General features: G+C 57.2%; 20 protein-coding genes and 1 riboswitch. Of the genes, 10 read left to right on the top strand and 10 right to left on the bottom strand.

The genetic code is table 11. From position 1 onward, the window contains the following. Positions 1-128: 128 nt before the first annotated feature. The 6 genes from msrA to ade all read right to left on the bottom strand — a co-directional run bounded on the left by msrA (position 129) and on the right by ade (position 5,864). Positions 129-638 (bottom strand): peptide-methionine (S)-S-oxide reductase MsrA, encoded by a 510-nt coding sequence (gene msrA, locus BM347_RS14650; protein WP_093917240.1) that lies wholly within the window; start codon positions 636-638, stop codon positions 129-131. Further along, positions 635-1,084: a peptide-methionine (R)-S-oxide reductase MsrB gene (msrB, locus tag BM347_RS14645; protein ID WP_093917334.1), complete on the bottom strand. Its 450-nt coding sequence runs from the start codon at positions 1,082-1,084 to the stop codon at positions 635-637. The genes msrA and msrB overlap by 4 nt, the downstream gene beginning before the upstream one ends. Positions 1,085-1,180: 96 nt before the next feature. Further along, positions 1,181-2,050, bottom strand: coding sequence for a DMT family transporter (locus BM347_RS14640; RefSeq protein WP_093917239.1), 870 nt, complete (start codon positions 2,048-2,050; stop codon positions 1,181-1,183). A 132-nt stretch (positions 2,051-2,182) separates the two neighbouring features. Next, positions 2,183-2,473, bottom strand: coding sequence for an HU family DNA-binding protein (locus BM347_RS14635; RefSeq protein ID WP_175498591.1), 291 nt, complete (start codon positions 2,471-2,473; stop codon positions 2,183-2,185). A 128-nt stretch (positions 2,474-2,601) separates the two neighbouring features. Beyond that, positions 2,602-4,065: an AMP nucleosidase gene (locus BM347_RS14630; protein ID WP_093917238.1), complete on the bottom strand. Its 1,464-nt coding sequence runs from the start codon at positions 4,063-4,065 to the stop codon at positions 2,602-2,604. Further along, the gene (gene ade / locus BM347_RS14625) at positions 4,062-5,864 is read right to left on the bottom strand and encodes an adenine deaminase (protein ID WP_093917237.1); all 1,803 of its coding nucleotides are present in this window, start codon (positions 5,862-5,864) and stop codon (positions 4,062-4,064) included. The genes BM347_RS14630 and ade overlap by 4 nt, the downstream gene beginning before the upstream one ends. An 87-nt stretch (positions 5,865-5,951) precedes the next feature. Between ade and BM347_RS14620 the strand changes: the two genes are divergently transcribed. The 7 genes from BM347_RS14620 to BM347_RS14590 all read left to right on the top strand — a co-directional run bounded on the left by BM347_RS14620 (position 5,952) and on the right by BM347_RS14590 (position 13,766). After that, a complete protein-coding gene (locus BM347_RS14620; RefSeq protein ID WP_093917236.1) occupies positions 5,952-6,707 on the top strand; it encodes a class II aldolase and adducin N-terminal domain-containing protein in 756 nt (251 codons plus the stop codon). Between the two features lie 24 nt (positions 6,708-6,731). After that, positions 6,732-7,892 (top strand): acyl-CoA dehydrogenase family protein, encoded by a 1,161-nt coding sequence (locus BM347_RS14615; RefSeq protein WP_093917235.1) that lies wholly within the window; start codon positions 6,732-6,734, stop codon positions 7,890-7,892. Positions 7,893-8,168: 276 nt separating this feature from the next. After that, entirely contained in the window at positions 8,169-10,184 is a 2,016-nt protein-coding gene (locus BM347_RS14610; protein WP_093917234.1) for an acetate--CoA ligase family protein, read from the top strand. Between the two features lie 12 nt (positions 10,185-10,196). After that, positions 10,197-10,976, top strand: a complete 780-nt coding sequence (locus BM347_RS14605; protein ID WP_093917233.1) for a carnitinyl-CoA dehydratase — start codon at positions 10,197-10,199, stop codon at positions 10,974-10,976. Positions 10,977-11,046: 70 nt separating this feature from the next. Further along, positions 11,047-12,306, top strand: a complete 1,260-nt coding sequence (locus BM347_RS14600) for a glycosyltransferase family 4 protein (RefSeq protein WP_093917232.1) — start codon at positions 11,047-11,049, stop codon at positions 12,304-12,306. Between the two features lie 7 nt (positions 12,307-12,313). Continuing rightward, the gene (locus BM347_RS14595; RefSeq protein ID WP_093917231.1) at positions 12,314-13,168 is read left to right on the top strand and encodes an SDR family oxidoreductase; all 855 of its coding nucleotides are present in this window, start codon (positions 12,314-12,316) and stop codon (positions 13,166-13,168) included. Positions 13,169-13,181: 13 nt separating this feature from the next. Continuing rightward, positions 13,182-13,766: an exopolysaccharide biosynthesis protein gene (locus BM347_RS14590; protein ID WP_093917230.1), complete on the top strand. Its 585-nt coding sequence runs from the start codon at positions 13,182-13,184 to the stop codon at positions 13,764-13,766. On the opposite strand, the gene BM347_RS14585 is transcribed toward BM347_RS14590, so the two are convergent. From BM347_RS14585 to thiB, 3 genes are read right to left on the bottom strand one after another with little or no spacing between them, the layout of a single operon-like run. Further along, positions 13,767-14,459 carry a thiamine ABC transporter ATP-binding protein gene (locus BM347_RS14585; protein ID WP_093917229.1) on the bottom strand — a complete coding sequence of 231 codons (693 nt, stop codon included), beginning with the start codon at positions 14,457-14,459 and terminating at the stop codon, positions 13,767-13,769. Beyond that, on the bottom strand, positions 14,446-16,002 hold the full coding sequence (locus BM347_RS14580; RefSeq protein WP_093917228.1) for a thiamine/thiamine pyrophosphate ABC transporter permease ThiP: 1,557 nt from the start codon (positions 16,000-16,002) through the stop codon (positions 14,446-14,448). Before BM347_RS14580 ends, BM347_RS14585 begins: the two co-directional genes overlap by 14 nt. Further along, positions 15,978-16,955 carry a thiamine ABC transporter substrate binding subunit gene (thiB, locus tag BM347_RS14575; RefSeq protein WP_093917227.1) on the bottom strand — a complete coding sequence of 326 codons (978 nt, stop codon included), beginning with the start codon at positions 16,953-16,955 and terminating at the stop codon, positions 15,978-15,980. The genes BM347_RS14580 and thiB overlap by 25 nt, the downstream gene beginning before the upstream one ends. Positions 16,956-16,989: 34 nt before the next feature. Then, a riboswitch (TPP riboswitch) is annotated at positions 16,990-17,089 on the bottom strand. Positions 17,090-17,181: 92 nt separating this feature from the next. Between thiB and aroC the strand changes: the two genes are divergently transcribed. The 3 genes from aroC (at position 17,182) to BM347_RS14560 (ending at position 20,428) form a co-directional block, all read left to right on the top strand. Further along, positions 17,182-18,282, top strand: a complete 1,101-nt coding sequence (gene aroC, locus BM347_RS14570; protein WP_093917226.1) for a chorismate synthase — start codon at positions 17,182-17,184, stop codon at positions 18,280-18,282. A 103-nt stretch (positions 18,283-18,385) separates the two neighbouring features. Next, entirely contained in the window at positions 18,386-19,363 is a 978-nt protein-coding gene (locus tag BM347_RS14565; protein ID WP_093917225.1) for a DMT family transporter, read from the top strand. Positions 19,364-19,480: 117 nt separating this feature from the next. Further along, complete coding sequence (locus BM347_RS14560) at positions 19,481-20,428, top strand: cyclase family protein (protein ID WP_093917224.1); 948 nt, start codon at positions 19,481-19,483, stop codon at positions 20,426-20,428. A 76-nt stretch (positions 20,429-20,504) separates the two neighbouring features. On the opposite strand, the gene BM347_RS14555 is transcribed toward BM347_RS14560, so the two are convergent. Next, entirely contained in the window at positions 20,505-21,374 is an 870-nt protein-coding gene (locus tag BM347_RS14555; protein ID WP_093917223.1) for a branched-chain amino acid aminotransferase, read from the bottom strand.

The following is a 21,374-nucleotide window of genomic DNA, read 5'->3' as shown; positions in this document are numbered from 1 at the left end:
TTCTCATGCGAAAGTTGCGGGAATGCGTGACCACACGTTAAAAAGTAAGCCGCCAGTGAAGAAATTCACTGGCGGTACTTTAACGAATAGGGGCAGCTGCCACAGTTTTAGCCGGTCGTTATCGTCGCTTATTCAGCGGCAGCACGTTTGGGCAATACCCAGTCCGGACGGGGGAAATGGCAGGTATAGCCGTTTGGAATACGCTCAAGATAGTCTTGATGCTCGGTTTCTGCTTCCCAGAAATCGCCAACGGGTTCGACTTCGGTCACGACTTTGCCAGGCCAGATGCCGGACGCGTCTACGTCAGCGATTGTGTCCAAGGCGACGGCCTTTTGATCGTCGTTCTCATAGTAGATTGCCGAGCGGTAGCTTAGCCCGCGGTCATTCCCCTGACGGTTTAGGGTCGACGGATCATGTATCTGAAAGAACAGTTCAAGCAAGTCACGATGGCTGAGCACCGCGTCATCAAAGATCACTTCGATCGCTTCTGCGTGGGTGCCGTGATTGCGATAGGTTGCGTTGGGCACGTCGCCGCCGGAATATCCGACACGGGTTGAAATGACCCCATCGCGTTTACGGATCAAATCCTGCATCCCCCAAAAGCATCCGCCTGCCAATACTGCGCGTTGTTGTGTCATGCTACGTCCTCCACCTGATTGATGTAATCGCCATAACCCTCGGCCTCCATATTGTCGCGATGAACAAAGCGGAGCGAGGCCGAGTTTATACAATACCGTAGCCCACCACGGTCTGGTGGACCATCAGGAAAGACATGCCCCAAATGGCTGTCGCCATGGGTGCTGCGCACCTCGGTGCGGATCATGCCTAGGGTGTCGTCGCGCAATTCGTTCACATGTGCGGGTTCAATCGCTTTGGTAAAGCTGGGCCACCCGCAACCGGATTCGTATTTATCGGCGGACGCGAACAGCGGCTCGCCTGATACGATGTCTACGTAAATGCCCGGCTCTTTGTTGCTTAGCAGTTTACCGGTGCCGGGGCGTTCGGTTCCGCTTTGCTGGGTGATGCGATATTCTTCGGGCGACAGGGCCGCGACGGCGTCGGGTGTCTTTTGATACTTTGCCATGGAGGTCTCCTTTGCGATCTTCATACATTAGATGGGGTGGCGATGGAATTTTTCAAAAATTCCAGCCCGTTTTCTTTCAAAGAAAACGATGGTGTCTCAGGCCGTCCGTTGCCGTGAAATTTGAACGGCGAGAATGCCAAAGGTGATGATGGCCACGCCGAGGAGATCTTGCCCGCCCAAGGGTTCACTGAGCAATACACCAGCAATTGCCACGCCGAAAAACGGATTCAAAAAGTGGAATGTCGCCGCCCGCGTTGCGCCGATCCGGTTGACCAGCCAGAACCAGACCACAGTTGCCAGCAGGCCGGGCACCAGACAGGTATAGGCAAACGCCGCCAACAGCGTCCAGCTTGGTGTGATGTGCGGGGTTTCGAACAATACTGTCGCGAGCGATAGCGTCACGCAGCCCACCAGCATTTGCAGCCCCACAACCATCATAAAGTTACCGCCCGACGTAGCACCGCGCACCAGCAAGGTCGCCGCGGTCAAGGCCAGTACGCCAATTCCGCATAGCATCAAGCCCATGAGATCAACGCCACCGCTGATCCGGGCACCCATGATAATCGACACACCGACAACGCCCGCGACCAAACCGGCAATGCCCAATGGTTTTAGCTTTTCACCAAGAAACAGCCATGTCGCCAAGCCAACCAACAAGGGCATGGTCGACGCAATAATCGCGGCCAGTGAGGCCTGCACCGTCTGCATCGCGATAAAGTTCAGGCCCAGATATACAGCGTTTTGCAAGATGCCAAAGATGATCGTCGCGCGCCATTGAGTCTTGGTCAGCCGCCATGTTTGCCCCATGGCCAGCGCAATACCTACGCCCAGCAAGCCCGAAATGAGGTAGCGCGCAGAAAGCGCCATCAGGGGCGAGGCATCTGCCACGATGATACGCGCCGAGGTAAAGGCCGAGGACCACATAAAGGCAAAGGCCAGCCCCACGAGAATTGCGCGAATGTCCATGGCGGGGCCTTTCTGAAACCTTGGTCGGCCGACCTTTTCGCAGATGGGTTTGATGCGCAAGGGGCGGTGCGCGCGTGGCAACAAAAAAGGGCCGCCCGAAGGCGACCCTTTTGGATAAATCAGTTGCCAGACTTAGCCGTTAACGCTGTCTTTCAACGCTTTCGCGATGGTCATCTTAACGACCTTGTCCGCTTCTTTTTTGAACTGTTCGCCAGTCGCAGGGTTGCGTACCATGCGCTCTGGACGCTCACGGCAATAGATTTTGCCGATGCCAGGAAGGGTCACAGCGCCGCCGCCGGAGACTTCTTTTGTGATCAAAGCACATACTGCATCAAGTGCAGAACCAGCCGCTTTTTTGTCTGTGCCCATTTCATCGGCCAGAGCTGCGACGAGCTGGGTTTTTGTCATTGGTTTTGTAGCCATCTTTTTTTCTCCTTCGTCCGCCCGAATTAGGGCCTCACGTGCAGAATGTAACGGTATGTTGTGTCAGAACACAACGAATAGGTGCTGATAATGAGCGAAAACATGCGCTTTTATGCGTTTTTACACGTTTAAAGGAAGGCAGTTTCCTCAAATGAACGTAGTTTTCGGCTGTGAAGGCGTTCAAGTGGCATATCACGCAGCAGTTCCATGGCGCGAATTCCGATCATCAAATGGCGTGCAACTTGCGTTTTGTAGAACCCCGACGCCATGCCTGGCAGTTTCAATTCGCCGTGCAGGGGTTTGTCGGACACGCATAAAAGCGTCCCATAGGGCACCCGGAAGCGATATCCGTTTGCTGCGATTGTGGCGCTTTCCATGTCCAACGCGACGGCGCGTGATTGCGACAGGCGTTGCACGGGGCCGGATTGATCGCGCAATTCCCAGTTACGGTTGTCGATGGTTGCCACGGTGCCGGTGCGCATGATGCGTTTCAGCTCATACCCTTCAAGTTGGGTCACCTGTTCGACCGCGTCTTCCAGTGCGATCTGGATTTCGGCCAGCGCGGGGATAGGCACCCAAACCGGCAAGTCATCGTCCAGCACGTGATCTTCGCGCAGATAGGCGTGGGCCAGTACAAAATCGCCAAGCTGCTGCGTGTTGCGCAGACCTGCACAGTGGCCGACCATCAACCATGCATGTGGGCGCAACACAGCGATGTGGTCGGTCGCTGTTTTTGCGTTCGACGGACCAACACCAATGTTAACCAGCGTAATCCCAGACCCGTTTGCCCGTTTCAGGTGATAGGTAGGCATTTGCGGTGTCTTGCCCGTGCTTGGCAAAGGCGCGTCGCCATCGGTGATCTCAACATCACCGGTGGAGACAAAGGATGTATATCCACTGTTGGGATCGCGCAGCATGGCGCGTGCATATTCTTCGAATTCGGTCACATAGAACTGATAGTTGGTAAACAGCACGTGGCACTGGAAATGATCGGGATCGGTCGCCGTGTAATGAGCCAGCCGCGCCAATGAATAGTCGACACGTTGGGCCGTGAATGGGGCCAAAGCGCCCACGCCATCTAATGGCGTATACGTGCCGTTTACGATGTCGTCGTTCGTGGTGCTTAGGTCAGGAACATCGAACACATCCCTTAGGGTGAATTCTGCGGCACCATCGTGAGGGACCGTAATCGCGGCATCGCCTGACACAGCAAAGTGCACAGGGATCGGCGTATCAGAGACGTCAATGACAACAGGCTGGCCATGGTTCTCAATCAGCAGGTCGATTTGTTGGGTCAGATAATGCTTGAACAATTCGGGGCGTGTAATGGTGGCGGCATATGTGCCGGGGTTCGAAACATGACCAAATGAAAGCCGCGAATCAACCTGCGCATAGGTTGATGTGGTAAAGCGGATTTCAGGGTAGAACGCTCTGATCCGGGTGTCCGGCACCGCGTCATCCATCGCTTTCTGAAAATGTTCCGTCAGAAAACTTGTCGCTTGCTGGTAAAGCAAGATCAGCCGCTCGACTGCTTTTGTCGCATCGGTAAATTGCTCAGCGGGGGGGCTGTCGGGGCTTAGGATACGGGTCATGACTGTGGCTCCAACAGTGGGATAAATTCAAAACTACGGACATCGACAAGCCCAAGGTCCGAGATGCGTAATTCGGGGATCACGACAAGGGCAAGCAGGGAATGCTGCATATAGGCGTTGTTCAGGGTGCACCCGCAGTCGCGCATCGCTTGCATCATGGCTTCTGTCTTTTGGGCGACTTCGGACGCCGGGCTGTCGGACATCAGGCCAGCGATGGGTAGTTCGACCAGCGCCAGTTCTTTGCCGTCTTTAAAGATTGTGATGCCACCGCTGACCTCGCCCAGCCGGTTCGCAGCCATCGCCATGTGCTCGGCATCGGTGCCGACAACAATCATGTGATGGCTGTCATGGGCAACGGTTGATGCCATGGCCATCGGTCCCGTATAACCGAACCCCGAGACAAATGCGTTCACCACAGTACCCGTTGCGCGGTGCCGTTCCACCAGCGCGATCTGACATACTTCGCCAGTGGCCTGCACACGTCCTTCGGTCACAGGCAGTTCGAATTTCAGCGCGCGGGTAGGGGCCTGATTTTCGACCACGCCAATGACATTAGCGGTGACCGCATTCGCGCCCTTGGGGGCAGCAATCTCAAAGTCTGACGCATCAAGCGTCTTGCCCATATGCACGGTTTGTCGCGCGGCGTCCGGCCAGTCGTAATGCGGACAATCCGCCACACATTCGCCAGCCTGCGCCACGATCTGCCCGCGGGCGATCACAGTCTCGATCGGTAGGGTCTTCAGGTCAGAGGTCAGGATGACATCCGCCCGCCGGCCGGGGGTCAGCGAGCCAATCTCGCGTTCTAATCCGAAATGCGTTGCCGTGTTGATCGTCGCCATTTGCAAAGCAACAAGTGGGTCACAGCCACACTCAATCGCGTGACGCACGACCCGGTTCATATGCCCGTCATTGACCAAGGTGCCGGAATGACAATCATCGGTGCACAGGATCATATTGCGCGAATCCAGCCCCTTTTCCGTGATCGCTGTAATTTGCGTTTCCACATCATACCATGCCGACCCGAGCCGGATCATCGACCGCATCCCCTGACGCATCCGCGCAATCGCGTCGGCCTCGCAGGTGCCCTCGTGATCATCCGCTGGCCCGCCCGCCACATAGGCGGCAAAGGCCGGCCCCAGATCGGGCGAGGCATAATGCCCGCCAACCGTCTTGCCGGCCCGTTGTGTCGCTGCGATTTCAGCCAGCATCTTCTCGTCGCCGTTGGTCACGCCGGGAAAATTCATCATCTCGCCCAGACCAATGATGCCGGGCCATTCCATCGCCTCGGCCACATCTTCGGCGGTGATCTCAAAACCCGTCGTCTCCATCCCCGGCGCTGAGGGCGCACAAGACGGCATCTGGGTGAAAATATTGATCGGTTGTAAAAGTGCCTCGTCATGCATCATCCGCACACCTTCGAGGCCCAAAACATTGGCGATCTCATGGGGGTCAGTGAACATCGACGTGGTCCCATGCGGGATCACCGCGCGGGCAAATTCAGCGGGCGTTAGCATGCCGCTTTCGATGTGCATATGCCCGTCACATAAACCGGGGATCATATAGCGCCCCTTGGCGTCGATCACCCGTGTGTCATCGCCCTTACAATGCTGTGCATCGGGGCCAACAAACGCAATGCGGCCTGCGGCAATGGCAATGTCATGATCGGGCAAAACTTCGCGCGTGTGCACATTAACCCACGCGCCGCCGGTAATGATCGTATCCGCTGCCGCGCGCCCCGCTGCGACTGATACCAGTTGGGCAGCCACATCGGGCCAGGAGGGAAAAGGAGTATGTGTCATGCCTGACGTTGACACGAAGATTGCACGAGGTTCAAGGTGATGCGACGCAAGGGCAGCCGATCACTTGTGCAAAACAGGGAGACACCGATGACCGTGACGCAAATCCGTCATAACATGGACCACTGGCAGGAACGGGTGGATATGGCCGCCGCGTTTCGTTGGACAGCGCGGCTTAACATGCATGAAGGCGTGGCGAACCACTTTAGCCTTGCTGTCAATGACGATGGTACCAAGTTCCTGATGAACCCGAACCAAGTGCATTTTTCCCGCGTCAAAGCCAGTGATCTAATCGAGGTGGATGCCAATAACCCCGACACGCTGAAAGGCCCCGATGCGCCTGATCCCACCGCATGGGGATTGCATGGCGGCGTGCACCGCGCCTGCGCCCACGCGCGTTGTGTGATGCATGTGCATTCAATCCACGCGACGGTGCTGGCATGCTTGCAAGACAGCCGTCTGCCACCGATTGATCAAAACTGCTGCACGTTTTTCAACCGCGTTGTAATTGACGAAGACTATGGCGGGCTGGCGTTCGAGGACGAAGGCGCGCGCTGTGCCGGATTACTGACCGATCCCAAGCAAAAGGTGATGGTCATGGGCAGCCACGGTGTGCTGGTGATTGGCGATACGGTGGCCGACACATTCAACCGCTTGTTCTATTTCGAACGCGCCGCCGAGACGTATATTCGCGCCCTGCAAACCGGCATGCCCTTGCGACGCATCCCCGACGATATCGCGGAAAAAACCGCGCAAGAGCTTGAGGCTTACCCGGAACAAGATCAGCGCCATCTGGCAGAGCTTAAGGCAATACTAGACGAAGAAGGGTCGAATTATGCGCAATAACCTTGGTGGTTCAGGAGGCCAGAAATGAATTACGGTCTGTCCGAAGAGAACCTGATGATCGCCGACACCGTGCGCAGTTTTGTCGAAAAAGAGATTTACCCTCACGAGACATTGGTCGAACAAACCGGCGAGGTCCCGCAAGAGATCGCGGATGAGATTAAGCGCAAGACGATCGAGCTAGGGTTTTACGCCTGCAACTTCCCCGAAAGCGTCGGCTGCGCGGGGCTGAACCATCTGGAATTCGCCTTGGTCGAACGTGAGTTGGGGCGCGGGTCGATGGCGCTGAACCACTTTTTCGGACGCCCGCAGAATATACTGATGGCCTGCGAGGGCGAGCAAATCGACCGCTATCTGATGCCGGCTGTGCGCGGCGAACGTATGGATGCGCTCGCGATGACAGAACCCGGTGCCGGATCGGACGTGCGCGGCATGAAATGCATGGCGCGGCGCGATGGCGGTGATTGGGTTGTTAACGGGACCAAACATTTCATCTCGGGGGCGGATCACGCCGACTTCATCATCGTCTTCATCGCAACCGGCGAAGATATGACGCCCAAGGGCCCCAAAAAGCGGATCACTGCGTTTTTGGTGGATCGCGGCACGCCGGGCTTTACGATCCGCGACGGGTATAAATCCGTCAGCCATCGTGGCTATAAAAACATGATTCTGGAATTCGACGATTGTCGTCTGCCGGACGCGCAGGTGTTGGGCGAAGTCGATAGCGGGTTCGACGTGATGAACACATGGCTTTATGCAACCCGTATCACGGTCGCGACAATGTCGGTTGGGCGTGCGCGCCGGGTGTTTGACTATGCAATGGACTACGCGGCAACCCGTGAACAGTTCGGTCAGAAGATCGGCAAATTTCAGGGTGTGAGCTTTCAACTTGCCGATATGATCACCGAGATTGACGCGGCTGATCTGCTGACATTGGCCGCTGCAGGCCGGCTCGACAAAGATTTACCCGCCAACCGAGAGATCGCCAGCGCCAAGCTCTATGCCTCGGAAATGCTTGCCCGTGTGACTGATGCAACACTCCAGCTACATGGGGGGATGGGCCTGATGGACGATTACCCGATTGAACGTTTCTGGCGTGATGCCAGAGTAGAACGGATTTGGGACGGCACCAGCGAAATCCAGCGCCATATTATCAGTCGCGAGATGTTGCGTGCGCTGGGAGCCTAAAGTTCCGCTGCCTTGCGGCATCGGCCGGAGAGGGGGGCCAGCCCCCCTGGGCTTGCGCCCCTCCCCCCGGGATATTTCTCAGCCAGAGAATGCGGGGTTTAAGCCTTTATTCAGCATAAGTGGGATAGCTTATCTGGGCGGTACAGGCGGGGACGCCGATGGCCGCAGCCGGAGAAGCCCCTCATCTGAGCGAACGGGTGGGGGGCGGACCCGTATTCTCTGGCTTTTAAATATCCTCGCCGAAGGCATAGAATCTCTTTTCCGGCGTGGCAGGATATGAGGCGTAACCTTGATAGATTGTTGCGGCCAAAATCGATTGTTTTGATCGGTGGGGGCGCGTGGGGCGCGCAGGTTATCCGGCAGTCCCAAAAAATGGGATTTCAAGGTGCGCTTTATGTTGTGCATCCAAAAGGGGTGAGCATAGAGGGTATCAACGCTTTTCGATCTCTGGATGAATTACCTGAGGTCCCAGATGCTGCTTTCATTGGTGTTAACAGGCGCGCCACCGTTGACGTGGTTGCCCAGTTGTCGGCTATGGAGGCGGGCGGCGCAGTGTGTTTCGCATCGGGGTTCTCGGAGGCGGAAGCCGAGGATAACACCGCAAGTGCGCTGCAGACGCAGTTGGTGACAGCGGCAGGGACGATGCCGATTTTGGGGCCTAACTGTTATGGATTAATCAATGCCTTGGATGGCGCGCTTTTGTGGCCGGATCAGCATGGCTGTACGCCTGTGGACCGCGGCGTCGCGATTCTGACCCAGTCGTCAAACATCGCGATCAATTTGACCATGCAACAGCGTGGTTTGCCGATTGCCTATATGGTGACCTGCGGCAACATGGCCCAGACCACGCAGGCCGAGATTGCTTTGGCTTTGCTGGACGACCCGCGTCTCACCGCCATCGGTCTGCATATCGAGGGGTTTTCGGATACCTCTGCATGGCACAGGCTGGCCATCGCGGCAGCAGCGAAAAACATCCCCTTGGTGGCGCTTAAGGTCGGCGTGTCGGATCAAGCGCAGCAGGCAGCCGTATCACACACCGCGTCCCTTGCAGGTGGGGATGCGGCTGCGGGTGCCTTGTTGCGCCGGTTGGGGATTGCCCGGCTGAGAGATTTGCCCAGTTTTCTGGAAACTCTGAAGGTTCTGCATGTAAACGGGCACCTGAACGGTGCGCTTTTGTCGTCAATCAGCTGTTCCGGTGGGGAGGCAAGCCTGACAGCAGACACAGCGCATGGCGCAGAGGTGTCGTTCCCCGCTTTGACCGAGGGGCAAATGTTGGCATTACGTGATACGCTTGGCCCCATGGTCGCGCTTTCCAATCCGCTTGACTACAACACCTATATTTGGCGCGATGTTGAGAAAATGACAACGGCGTGGTTGCCGATGGCGGCTGATCATATCGGTCTGACATTGGTGATTGTTGATTATCCGCATACGGACGCTGATGATTGGGAATGTGCAACACAAGCTGCGCTGAACCTTCGCGAACGTTCCGGACGGCCGGTTGCTGTCGTTGCGACATTGCCAGAATTGATGCCCACTAACGTGATGGAGCGTCTGATTGCTGGGGGCGTCACCCCGATCTGCGGCCTGAGCGAAGCAATCGCAGCGGGAGAGGCGGCGGCGTTCGATGTGCCACCTGACCCAGTGCCGCCCTTACAGCCCGGTGCTGACCGCGACGCGCAGTTGATATCCGAGGGCGCGGCGAAACAGATGTTGGCAGAGTTTGGGCTTCGGGTGCCGAAAGGGCATGTCGCAAACACCCCTGCTGAGGCTGGCGCGATTGCCATCAAAATTGGCGGTTTGGTTGTGCTGAAAGGCCAAGGGTTGGCCCACAAATCCGAGGCAGGCGCGGTGGTCGTGGGGATTGCCTCTGACGCGGTCGAGGCTTGCGCCAACGACATGCCGACCGACAGTTTTCTGGTTGAAGAAATGGTGCAGAATCCCGTTGCAGAGCTGCTGATCGGTGTGACCCGTGACCCCGTCCATGGGTTTTTGCTTACCATCGGGGCGGGCGGGGTTCTGACCGAGCTTTGGCAAGATACCGTTTCAATGCTTTTGCCCGTGACGCCTGCGCAGATCCAAGACGCGCTGCAAAAGTTGCGCATTACGCCGTTGCTGAACGGGTATCGGGGCAAACCGGGCGCTGATCTTGGGGCGATTACCAAGGCGATCATGTCGGTTCAGGCCTATGTGATTGCGCATCAAGATGCGATCAGCGAGGTTGAGGTTAACCCGCTAATCTGCGGGACCGGCAGCGCCATCGCTGTCGATGCCCTGATCCGCCGCAGCTAAAAGGAACATGTCATGAGTGTTGTGAAAACCGAAACCGACGGAAGCATTCTGCTGGTGACTTTGGACCGGCCCAAAGCGAATGCAATCGATCTGGAAACCTCGCGGTTGATGGGCGAGGCGTTTCGCGATTTTCGCGATAACCCAGACCTGCGCGTGGCAATCATCACGGGGGCGGGGGGTAAATTTTTCTGCCCCGGCTGGGACTTGAAAGCCGCCGCCGGGGGTGATGCGGTGGATGATGACTATGGCGTGGGCGGCTTTGGCGGCTTGCAGGAGCTGCGCGGTATGAACAAGCCGGTGATTGCGGCGGTAAACGGTATCGCCTGTGGTGGCGGGCTTGAACTGGCGCTGAGTGCAGATATGATTTTGGCAGCGGATCACGCGACGTTTGCGCTGCCTGAGATCCGGTCAGGCACGGTGGCGGATGCCGCGAGTGTGAAACTGCCCAAGCGTATACCTTATCACATCGCGATGGAGCTTTTGCTGACCGGCCGTTGGTTTGACGCCCCGGAGGCGAAAGGCTGGGGTCTTGTAAATGAGATCGTGCCTGCCGACCAGTTGATGGATCGGGCATGGGAACTGGCGCGGCTGTTGGCATCAGGCCCGCCGCTGGTCTATGCCGCTATCAAAGAAATCGTGCGCGACGCCGAGGATTCCAAATTTCAAGATGCCATGAACCGGATCACGGGGCGGCAGTTGGAAACCGTTGACCGGCTTTATGCATCCGAGGATCAGTTGGAAGGGGCCCGCGCCTTTGCCGAGAAACGCGACCCCGTTTGGAAAGGTAAGTAACGGCAGTGTTTGCAATGCGCGGCTGGCTTGGGCTATCTGAAATCGCAGCGGTCACTTTCGGGCGAAACTTATGAAGATCATGTTTGTTCACCAGAATATGCCGGGCCAGTATCGCGAGCTGGTGCAATGGCTGGCGCATACAGGTGAACATCAGATCTACTTTCTCACGCAGCGGCAAAAACCGCCCAGCTTTGAGGGCGTCGCCACACGTATTTACAAACCCCATCACAAACCTGCCGAAGGCGCCTATGGTCTGTCCAAGAACTGGGAAGAATCTGCTGGCAATGGTCTGGGGGCTGCTCGTGCTGCGCGCCGGATTGAGAAAACCGAAGGGTTCAAGCCGGATATCGTGATTGGGCATGTGGGCTGGGGCGAGCTTACCTTTTTCAAAGACGTTTGGCCGGATGTGCCTATCATTGGTTTCTTTGAATATTTTTACAGCGACAAAGGCGGCCCTGTCGGGTTCGATCCAGAAGATCCGGTGACCGATGATACCGCGTTCTTGCTGCGGGCGCGCAACGCTGTGCCGTTGGCGAATATCGAAACCGTCGATCTGGGGCTTAGCCCGACGTATTGGCAGCGCGACCGCTTCCCCCAAAGCTTTCATGACAAACTATATGTGTGCCACGATGGTATTCGCACAGATCAGCTGAAACCGAACCCCAAAGTGACGTTAAAGCTGGGCCGGCTGGACCAAGAGCTGACCCGCGACGATGAGATCGTGACTTATATCGCCCGCAATCTGGAACGGACGCGAGGGTTTCATGTGTTCATGCGCGCCCTGCCCAAAATCCTGAAAGAACGCCCCAATGCGCGGGTGTTGGTGCTGGGGGGGAATGAAACGTCCTATGGGAGCAAAAGCAAACACCCCGGCGGGCTGCGCGCCGAGATGGAGGCCGAGGTTGGCAAAGACATCGATTGGGGCCGGGCGCATTTTCTGGGCAAGTTGCCGTACGCTGAATACCAGAAGGTCATTCAGATCAGCCGCTGCCATCTTTATCTGACGATGCCTTTTGTGCTGTCTTGGTCCCTGCTAGAAGCCATGTCGATGGAGGCAACAGTTGTCGCGTCCGATGTGGCACCCGTGCGCGAAGCGATTACCCATGGCGAAACCGGTTTGCTGTGTGACTTTTTCAAACCCGAAGCGCTGGCCGATCAGGTGGTTGACGTGTTGGCCAACCCCACCAAATACGATCACCTAGGGCCAACAGCACGTAAGCATGCGATTGAAAATTATGATTTTACAACAAAATGTCTGCCTGAGCATATCGCGCGGATCAACGGTTTGGTCAGCGAAGAAAAGCAGATAAAACTGCCGCTGGGAATGTGATGGGGTGATGGAAAAAACGCTTTTATCAATTGGCCATGGCTTTAGTGCGCGGGCCTTGGCAGCGCGGTTGGTGCCGCAAGGGTGGCGCATCGTTGGAACCACCCGCAGCGCCGATAAGGCAGATCAGATCGCGGCGACTGGCGTCGAACCCGTGGTCTGGCCGGGCGCTGATTTATCGGCGTTGGTGGCAGAGTTTCCCAACATCCTGGTGTCAGCCGGACCAGGGCCGGACGGTGATCCGGTGTTGAACGCGGTGCAACAAGATATCGCCCGCGCAGCGCCCAATCTGCGCTGGCTTGGCTATCTGTCGACCACGGGCGTTTATGGCGATCATGGTGGCGATTGGGTGGATGAAACCACGCCGCTCAGCCCCGCTACCAAGCGGGGGCAGGCGCGAGTAGAGGCTGAGGCACGCTGGCAGGCGATACCTGATGTGCCGCTGCATATTTTCCGGCTTGCGGGCATTTACGGTCCCGGCCGCGGCCCCTTTGCCAAAGTACGCGCGGGGACGGCGCGTCGGATCATCAAGGACGGTCAGGTGTTTTCACGTATCCATGTCGATGACATCGCCCAAGCGTTGGAGCTGTCGCTGAACAGCCCGAACCCCGGCGCGATCTACAATCTATGCGACGATGATCCGGCCCCGCCCCAGGATGTCATAGCCTATGCGGCCGAACTGTTGGGGGTTTCGATCCCGCCTGCCATCGCGATTGAAGACGCTGAGATGACCCCGATGGCGCGCAGTTTTTATGCCGAAAGCAAAAAGGTTCGGAACGACATGATCAAGCAGGCGTTGGGTTGGACGCCGAGCTACCCGACATACCGTGCCGGGTTGAACGCGATGCTTGCCTTGGAAGACTGATCTTGAGGGTCTGATGCTGACTGCGACCAACAACAGTTTGAACGACCTGCTGGACGGGATGCAAAGTGCTGCCGAGCGCGATAACGTTACGCTGCGCGATGTTCTGGACGAATTCGGCGACCGGTCGATCACCCCGTTTATCTTGCTGGCGTCCCTCTTGCTGGTATCGCCCCTGTCCGGTGTGATCGGGATGTCGACCTTTATGGCTGTCTTGGTATTTATCCTGTCGGCGCAGGCGCTGTGGGGGCGTAAACGGCTGTGGCTGCCGGAATTCCTGCTGAGCAAACAGATGAAATCAGCCCATCTTCATCGGGTTGTTCAGTGGCTACGCAAGCCGTCTTCGTTTTTTGATCAGCATTCTGGTAAACGCTTGCAGTTTATGACGACGGGGCCGATGCGCGCGCTTACATTGCTGGTGTGTACCGTTTTGCCCATCGGGTGGCCGTTTCTTGAGTTTGTGCCCTTTGCGTCGTCAACTGGCGGGGCCACGGTGGCGCTGTTCTCCTTTGGGCTTTTTACGCGGGACGGGCTTTATGTGCTGTTGGGCTATCTGATGATGGTGGCCGTCGCGTTGGCATTTTATCTGGTGTTTTTCTAACTATCCCAGATAGCTGCGCAGTTCTGCTGGCGGGTTCTCCATCAACGCCTTGGCGGGTTGCGGGGCATGTGCGATGCCGCCCGCGACAAATATTACCTCATCCGCGATGCGCGCCACGTCTTTGGGATCATGGGTGACCATGATCAACGATGCGTTCGTTTCCGTGACCAGTTGTTGCACCAAGTCCAACATGCCATTTCGCAATGCAGGCCCAAGGGCGGCAAAAGGTTCGTCCAGCAATACCAGCGGGCAGCCCTGAACCAAAACGCGCGCAAGGGCGGCACGGCTTTGTTGCCCGCCTGACAGCGATCCGGGCATTCTTTGTGCCATGTCCGTCAATCCGACGCGGCACAGCGCGCGTTCAACATTTTCCTTGTCCTTGGCTGTCAGTCGCAAGTCACGGCGCAGGCCCAGCCCGACGTTTTGCAAAATGGTGAGATGCGGAAACAGGTTGTTGTCCTGAAACAGCATCGTCATCGGCCGCACGCCGGGGGCATCATCGGTGATGTCGCGCCCATGCCATGTCAACCGACCCTCTACCATGGGAACAAACCCGCAAAGCGCCCCCAGCAGCGATGATTTGCCAGCGCCTGATGGACCGATGACCGCATATTTCTTTTGCGGCTCAATCGTCATATCTGCGTGCACTGAAAAATTGCCTTGGGTGATCAGCACCCGTTCAAGCTTGAGCATGGGCGCGTCCTGCCTTGTCGAAAATCCAAAAAATACCCAGCGATAGTGCCAGAAGAATAAGCGCCGCCCCGGCCGCGGCATCGATCTGGTAGCTGCCCATAAGCCGGTACATCTGCAATGGCAATGTGGTGTGGTTTTGAGCTGAGAATAGCGCGATCACGCCCAGATCGCCCATAGAAAGCGCCCCGGTCAGTCCCATCGCAAAGCCGATTTGGGGACGTAGCCGCGGAAGAATGACCCAACGCCAAAATGGCCAGCCCTGTAGGGACAGCGCTTGGGACAGACGCCCATAAACCTGCACGGTGTCGCGCAGCGGTGGCACAAGGATGCGCAGCGCAAAGGGCAGGGCCATCAACGCGTTTACCAAGGCCGTTACGGGCAGCGCAAATAACACAGGGTCCGCGACCGGATGGATCAGGATAAACCATCCGGTGCCGATCATCAGCGGCGAGGCCGCGATGCCAAAGAGCCCGATTGCCTCGACGCTGCCGCGTTTGGCGGTGGCGATCCAGCCGGCCATCGGCAAAGCCAGCAATAGCAAGACAGCCACACTGCACAAAGCAACACCAATGGAGATAACCGCCGATTGCCAGACGCTTGCCGGTGTTACCAATAATCCGCCCAAGCCCCGTATGATGACCGCGCTTAAGGGCATCAACAAAAACAACGCGCCGATTGTGATCGCGATACTGTCAACCAGTCGCTGAACGCCACCCCTTGCATCCCAACGCTGATGTGGGCGGTCCTGGCCGCCGCCTATGCTGATGTTCGGGATGATCCAAAGCGCAAGGAATGCGGCACTGCCGGCCAAGACAAGTTGGACCAAAGACAACAGCGCGGCGCGGCTTAGGTCGAAATCAAATCGAAATGCCTGGTAGATAGCCAACTCGATGGTTGTAGCGCGCGGCCCGCCACCAAGGGTCAGTGCGACGGCAAAGCTGGTCAGGCAAATCACAAAGATCAATGCGGCCGTACCCGGCAATGTCTGGCGCAGCATAGGCCATTCGATCGCTCGGAAAACGGCGCGCGGCGTGAGATCAAGCTGTCCCGCCAACCTGAACCGTTCAGCAGGAAGCGTTTGCCAGGCTTGCAACAACAGCCGCGTCGCAAGCGGGAGATTGAAAAATACATGCGCCAACACGACCCCATGCAGCCCGTAAATGGATATCGTGGGCAGGTTCAAACCAGCCAGCGCCATGTTCAGCCAACCCGCTCGACCAAAGACGGCCAACAAACCCAGAACAGCAACGATAACCGGCAGAATGAAAGGCGCGCCAAGCAGGGTGACCAGCAATCCGCGCCCGGCGAACTGCCTGCGTGCCAATGCGCGGGCAACAGGAATGGCCATCACCGTTGAGATGCCGGCAGACAGCGTGGCTTGGACGATGGTAAAGTGGATTGCTGACCATTCAGCGGGGCCCAAGCCGCTGCCGTACTCTGCGCGCGTCAAAACGGCCCAAAGTGCGGCAAGGATCAGCAGGGCCACCAAAGCAGCCGCGCTGACCCCTGTTCTTGTACTTATTGCGAAAGGGCGGAGAGCCATTCAGCCAGCGCCTCTTTTCGAAGGGCAGGGACGGCTTCGTTAGGGATCAAAAGCGCCTTTCCGGGTTCAATGGATTGGTCAAAGGCGGCTGGTAGTCCTTCTTTTGGCATCACGGCAGGATACATCCAGTTTGTTGTTGGCAAGATGGATTGTGCTGCATCCGACACCATGAATTTCATGAACGCGTCGGCCAGATCGCTTTGATCGCTGTTCGCAAGTTTGCCGACAACCTCGACCTGCATATAATGACCTTCGTCAAAGGGGGCCGCGACCTTTGTTTCATCCTCTTCGGCGATGATGTGGTAGGCGGGCGATGTGGTATAGCTTAGCACCATATCGGCCTCGCCCTCAAGGAACAGGCCGTATGCTTCGGACCAGCCTTTCGTCACGGTGACGATATTGTCGGCCAAGCTGTTCCATATTGCAGGTGCTTCATTGCCATACGCCTCTTTTACCCACATCAGCAGGCCCAAGCCGGGGGTGGAGGACCGCGGGTCTTGGATGATGATTTTGACATCGCTGTCGCCTAGCTCGCGAAAGTTGTGGGGCGGCGTCAGATCGGTCTCGTGAACAAATGCGAAATAGCCCCAGTCGTAGGGGACAAAGCTTTCGTCGTTCCACGCGATGGGCAGGTTATACTCGGCGCTAACGTCAGTTGATGCAAATAGGTCGGTTGCCTTGGCCGCCGCGATCAGGCTGGTGTCCAGACCCAGCACGATGTCGGCATCAGATCGCGCGCCCTCAAGCTTGAGGCGGGCCAGCAATGCAGGACCATCCCCCATGCCGACAAATTTCAGATCGCAGGCGCAGGTTTCCTCAAACGCCTTTTCGATCACCGGGCCGGGGCCCCATTCAGCAACGAAGCTGTCATAGGTATAGACCACCAGTTCGGGCGTGTCGGCATAGGCCGATGTGGCAAGAAACGTTGTGGCAGCAAGTGTAAGATACTTCATGGCATCCTCCAAAATGCGGCGTCAGAAAGCGTTGGAAGCATGTCCAGACCTTCCCTCCGCCGGTGTTAACCGGTTCAGGTTCTACGGGTCAGCTTTCGCAATCTCAGCACAACAGTGCCCCCCGAGGTACCCAAAGACGTAGGAGGCTTGTGCGCCCTTGGCAAGCCAAAACCCCTTGAGGCATGCCGCCAGCCCCGTTAATGCGGAGGGCAAAGGAGCATCCCATATGTCGATCAACAGCTTTGGCCATCTTTTCCGCGTGACCACCTGGGGCGAAAGCCACGGGCCTGCTTTGGGTGCCACGGTTGATGGCTGCCCGCCCGGCGTGCCGGTCGATGCGGAGATGATCCAGCACTGGATGGACAAGCGTAAGCCTGGCCAGAATAAATACACCACGCAACGCCGCGAGGCCGATGAGGTGCGCATTCTGTCGGGTGTATTCGAAGGGGTGACAACCGGAACGCCGATCCAGTTGATGATCGAGAACACCGATCAGCGGTCAAAAGACTACGGTGATATCAAGGACAAGTTCCGTCCCGGCCACGCCGATATCACCTATTTTCAGAAATACGGTATCCGCGATTATCGTGGCGGTGGCCGGTCATCGGCGCGGGAAACCGCGTCACGGGTGGCAGCAGGCGGATTGGCCCGCGAGGCGATCAAGGCGATTGCCCCGAACGTCCGGATCACCGGCTATATGGTGCAGATGGGTGCCCATAAGATTGACCGCGATGCCTTTGATTGGGACCAGATTGAACAGAACCCGTTTTGGGTGCCCGACGCCCGCGCGGCGGCGGATTGGGCTGACTATCTGGACGGGTTGCGCAAGTCCGGTTCGTCGGTTGGTGCGATCATTGAAGTGACGGCGCGTGGGGTGCCTGCCGGTATTGGTGCACCTGTATACGGTAAGCTTGATACCGATCTGGCCGCCGCAATGATGAGCATCAACGCCGTCAAAGGGGTAGAGATCGGCGAAGGTATGTCTGCCGCGATGCTGACGGGCGAATTGAACGCCGATGAGATCAGCATGGGCCCGGATGGCCCTGTTTATTCGTCGAACCATGCGGGCGGTATCCTGGGCGGGATCAGCACAGGGCAGGATATTGTCCTGCGGTTCGCGGTTAAACCGACATCGAGCATCCTCACGACGCGCAAGACGATCACGAAATCGGGCGAAAATACCGAGATCATTACCAAGGGCCGCCATGATCCCTGCGTGGGGATCCGCGCGGTTCCAGTGGGCGAAGCGATGATGGCCTGTGTGTTGCTGGATCACATGTTGCTGCACCGGGGGCAGGTTGGCGAAAATCAGGGCGTCATCGGCTAAGTCAGCCAAAAAATTCAAGTTTTTTGGATCGGAACATTCGAAAATTGCTGCATGCGGCGCGCGGGGTCTTGAACTTTGATCCGCAGGGGCGCAAGCATCCGGTATGGCAGCAACAATGACTGAACACCGCCCGGGACGGGCAATTACCCTTAAACTGGGGGCGGTCTTTTTATTCACGGCCATGGCGGCCATCATCAAGACCGCGACCGATACGGTCCCGGCCGCGCAGGCTGTGTTCTTTCGGTCGTTCTTTGCCTTTCCGGTTATTATTTTGTGGCTCTGGCAGCGTGGCGATCTGCGCCACGGGTTAGAGCCGTCAAATCTGATGGGGCATGTCTGGCGCGGGGTGTTTGGCACCACGGCCATGGGGCTGACCTTTGGCGGGCTTAGTTTGTTGCCGTTGCCCGAAGTCACAGCAATCGGTTATGCGACGCCCTTGTTTACCGTTGTTTTTGCCGCGATCTTTCTGGGCGAACGGGTGCGCCTGTTCCGCCTGTCTGCGGTTGCCGTCGGCTTGGTGGGGGTTTTGATCGTGCTCTACCCGCGCTTTACGATTGGGGGCGATACGGTGTCGCAGATGGCGACGATGGGCGCGTTTATGGTTCTTGGCGCGTCGATCATGCGGGCCATGGTGCAAATTCACGTACGCCGGTTGGTGCAAACCGATAGCACCGCAGCGATCGTGTTCTTCTTTTCACTGACGGCGACTGTGCTTTCCTTCCTTACATTGCCTTTGGGGTTGATCCTGAATTGGTCGCCTTTTGTATGGGTCATGCCGGGGCTTGGGGTAAGTGCCTTGTTGGTTGTCGCCGGGCTGATTGGTGGGATTTCGCAAATTATGATCACGTCCTCTTTTAGGTTCGGGCCTGTTTCGATGCTGGCCCCGTTCGATTATGCGTCGATGATTTTCGCGACCCTGATCGGGTGGTTGATCTTTAGCGAAGTGCCGACGCCCGCCATTCTGATCGGTGCCGGATTGGTGATGACCGGCGGCGTGCTGATCATTTGGCGGGAACGGCAACTGGGGCTGGATCGGTCAAAAGCCAAAGCCAGCAGCCCCCCGCAAGGCACGCCCAGCTAGGCTATTCGACGTTGCGTCACACGCGCGTTGGTGGAAATCGTGTTAGCCTGATCTTCTGGACATGCGGAATCATCCTCAAAGAAGGGGCCGCATTTATTTTCTGGGAGGAGAAGAACCATGACGTTGAAATCAATTATCGTGGCGACAATCGCATGCGGCTTTGCGGCCAGCACCGCTTTTGCGCAGGATTGCGCGCCATCGAAATGGGGTGCGGATGATCAGATCGGATCGGCCAACCTGATCAGTGCCGAGCGGACGCTGGAGGCGTCAAAGCTGATCAAGCGCGGTAAATCTATGCCGCTTGGTATCGTGATCGGCCCTGACACGCCGGCCTTTCCACCACGGTCCCTGAACCTGCAGATCGTGCAGCCGAACCAGCAAGGCGGGCAAAAACTGTCTGCCTTCGGGTATGAAGGGAATTATAACGACGACATCATCCAGACGTGGATCGGCATCGGTTCGCAACTGGATGGTTTGGGGCACTTGGGTGAAAACGGCCGGTACTACAACTGCCTGGATGAGAAAGAGATTTCGGCAATTGGCGGGCTGACCAAATTGGGCACACACGCCGTGCCGCCGCTTGTTGCACGTGCCGTGATTGTCGATATGGCGAAACATTTCGGCAAAGACGTGTTGGCCGCTGGCGAGCATTTCGGCGAGGCCGAGATCAAGGCAGCAATGGACGCCCAAGAGATCACGGTGAACGAAGGCGATATCGTCATGTTCCACACCGGATGGACCGACGGCATGCTGGAAAGCAATCCTGCCGCATGGGGGTCCTCCGAGCCGGGTTTGGACAACGAAGGCGCTGTTTATCTGGCATCGTTGAACCTGATGGCCGTCGGTGCGGATACCTGGGGGCTAGAGGCCATTCCAGCCAAAGAGGGTGACAAGGTTTTCTATGGTCATGTCACACTGCTGAAAGACAACGGTATCTATATTCTTGAGGCCATGAACACCGGCCCCTTGGTACGCGACGGCGTGAAGGAATTCATGTTTGTTCTGGGCCAGCCGCTGATCAAAGGCACGGTGCAGGCGATGATCAATCCGGTCGCGTTGTACTAAGGCTTTATCGAAACAGAAAACGGCGCGGGGATGAACCGCGCCGTTTTTGTTTGGTTAAGGTGGGTTGGCACCCACCCTACGTCCGTACCAGCTTTTCGTAGGCTTCCGAGATATCGCGGGTCAGGGCACCGACCTCAAACGTGTAATCAGCTATCTGGCCAACGGGTGTAACCTCGGCGGCGGTGCCAGTGAGCCAGCATTGTTCAAAGCCTTCAAGCTCTTCCGGCATGATCCGGCGTTCGTGAACCACCAGACCTTTTTCCTTGAGCATCCCGATCACCGTCTGACGTGTCAGACCGTTCAGGAAACAGTCAGCCAGCGGCGTGTGCACTTCGCCGTCTTTGACGAAAAAGATGTTCGCGCCTGTCGCTTCGGCCACATAGCCGCGGTAATCCATGAACAACGCGTCAGAGCATCCCTTGGCCTCGGCCGCGTGTTTGGAGGTGGTGCAGATCATATAAAGACCGGCGGCCTTGGCGTGCACCGGGATCGTCTCGGGCGAGGGGCGTTTCCATTTGGAAATATCGAGCTTTGCCCCCTTCATCTTGGCGTCGCCGTAATAGTTGCCCCATTCCCAACCGGCAATTGCCAGACGCACGGGGTTGCGCGCGGCAGAGACGCCCATGTCAGGGCCAGCACCACGCCACGCCACTGCGCGCACATAAGCATCTGTCCAGCCATTTGCCTGCAGCATTTCGTATTTTGCGGCCTCGATTTCATCGACAGTATATGGGATCTCGAAATCCAGATATTGCGCGGATTTGCGCAGACGTTCGGAATGCTCAGGGCCTTTGAAAATCTTGCCGTTATAGCACCGCTCGCCTTCGAATACAGAAGAGGCATAGTGCATTGCATGGGTCAGAATATGGACATTGGCGTCACGCCAATCGACCATCTTGCCATCCATCCAGATCTTGCCGTCGCGATCATCATATGCACCGTCCAT

Origin of the sequence: Sulfitobacter marinus, assembly GCF_900116285.1 — a bacterium.
GTDB classification, from domain to species: domain Bacteria; phylum Pseudomonadota; class Alphaproteobacteria; order Rhodobacterales; family Rhodobacteraceae; genus Sulfitobacter; species Sulfitobacter marinus.
This window is presented reverse-complemented; position numbering and strand designations above follow the sequence as displayed.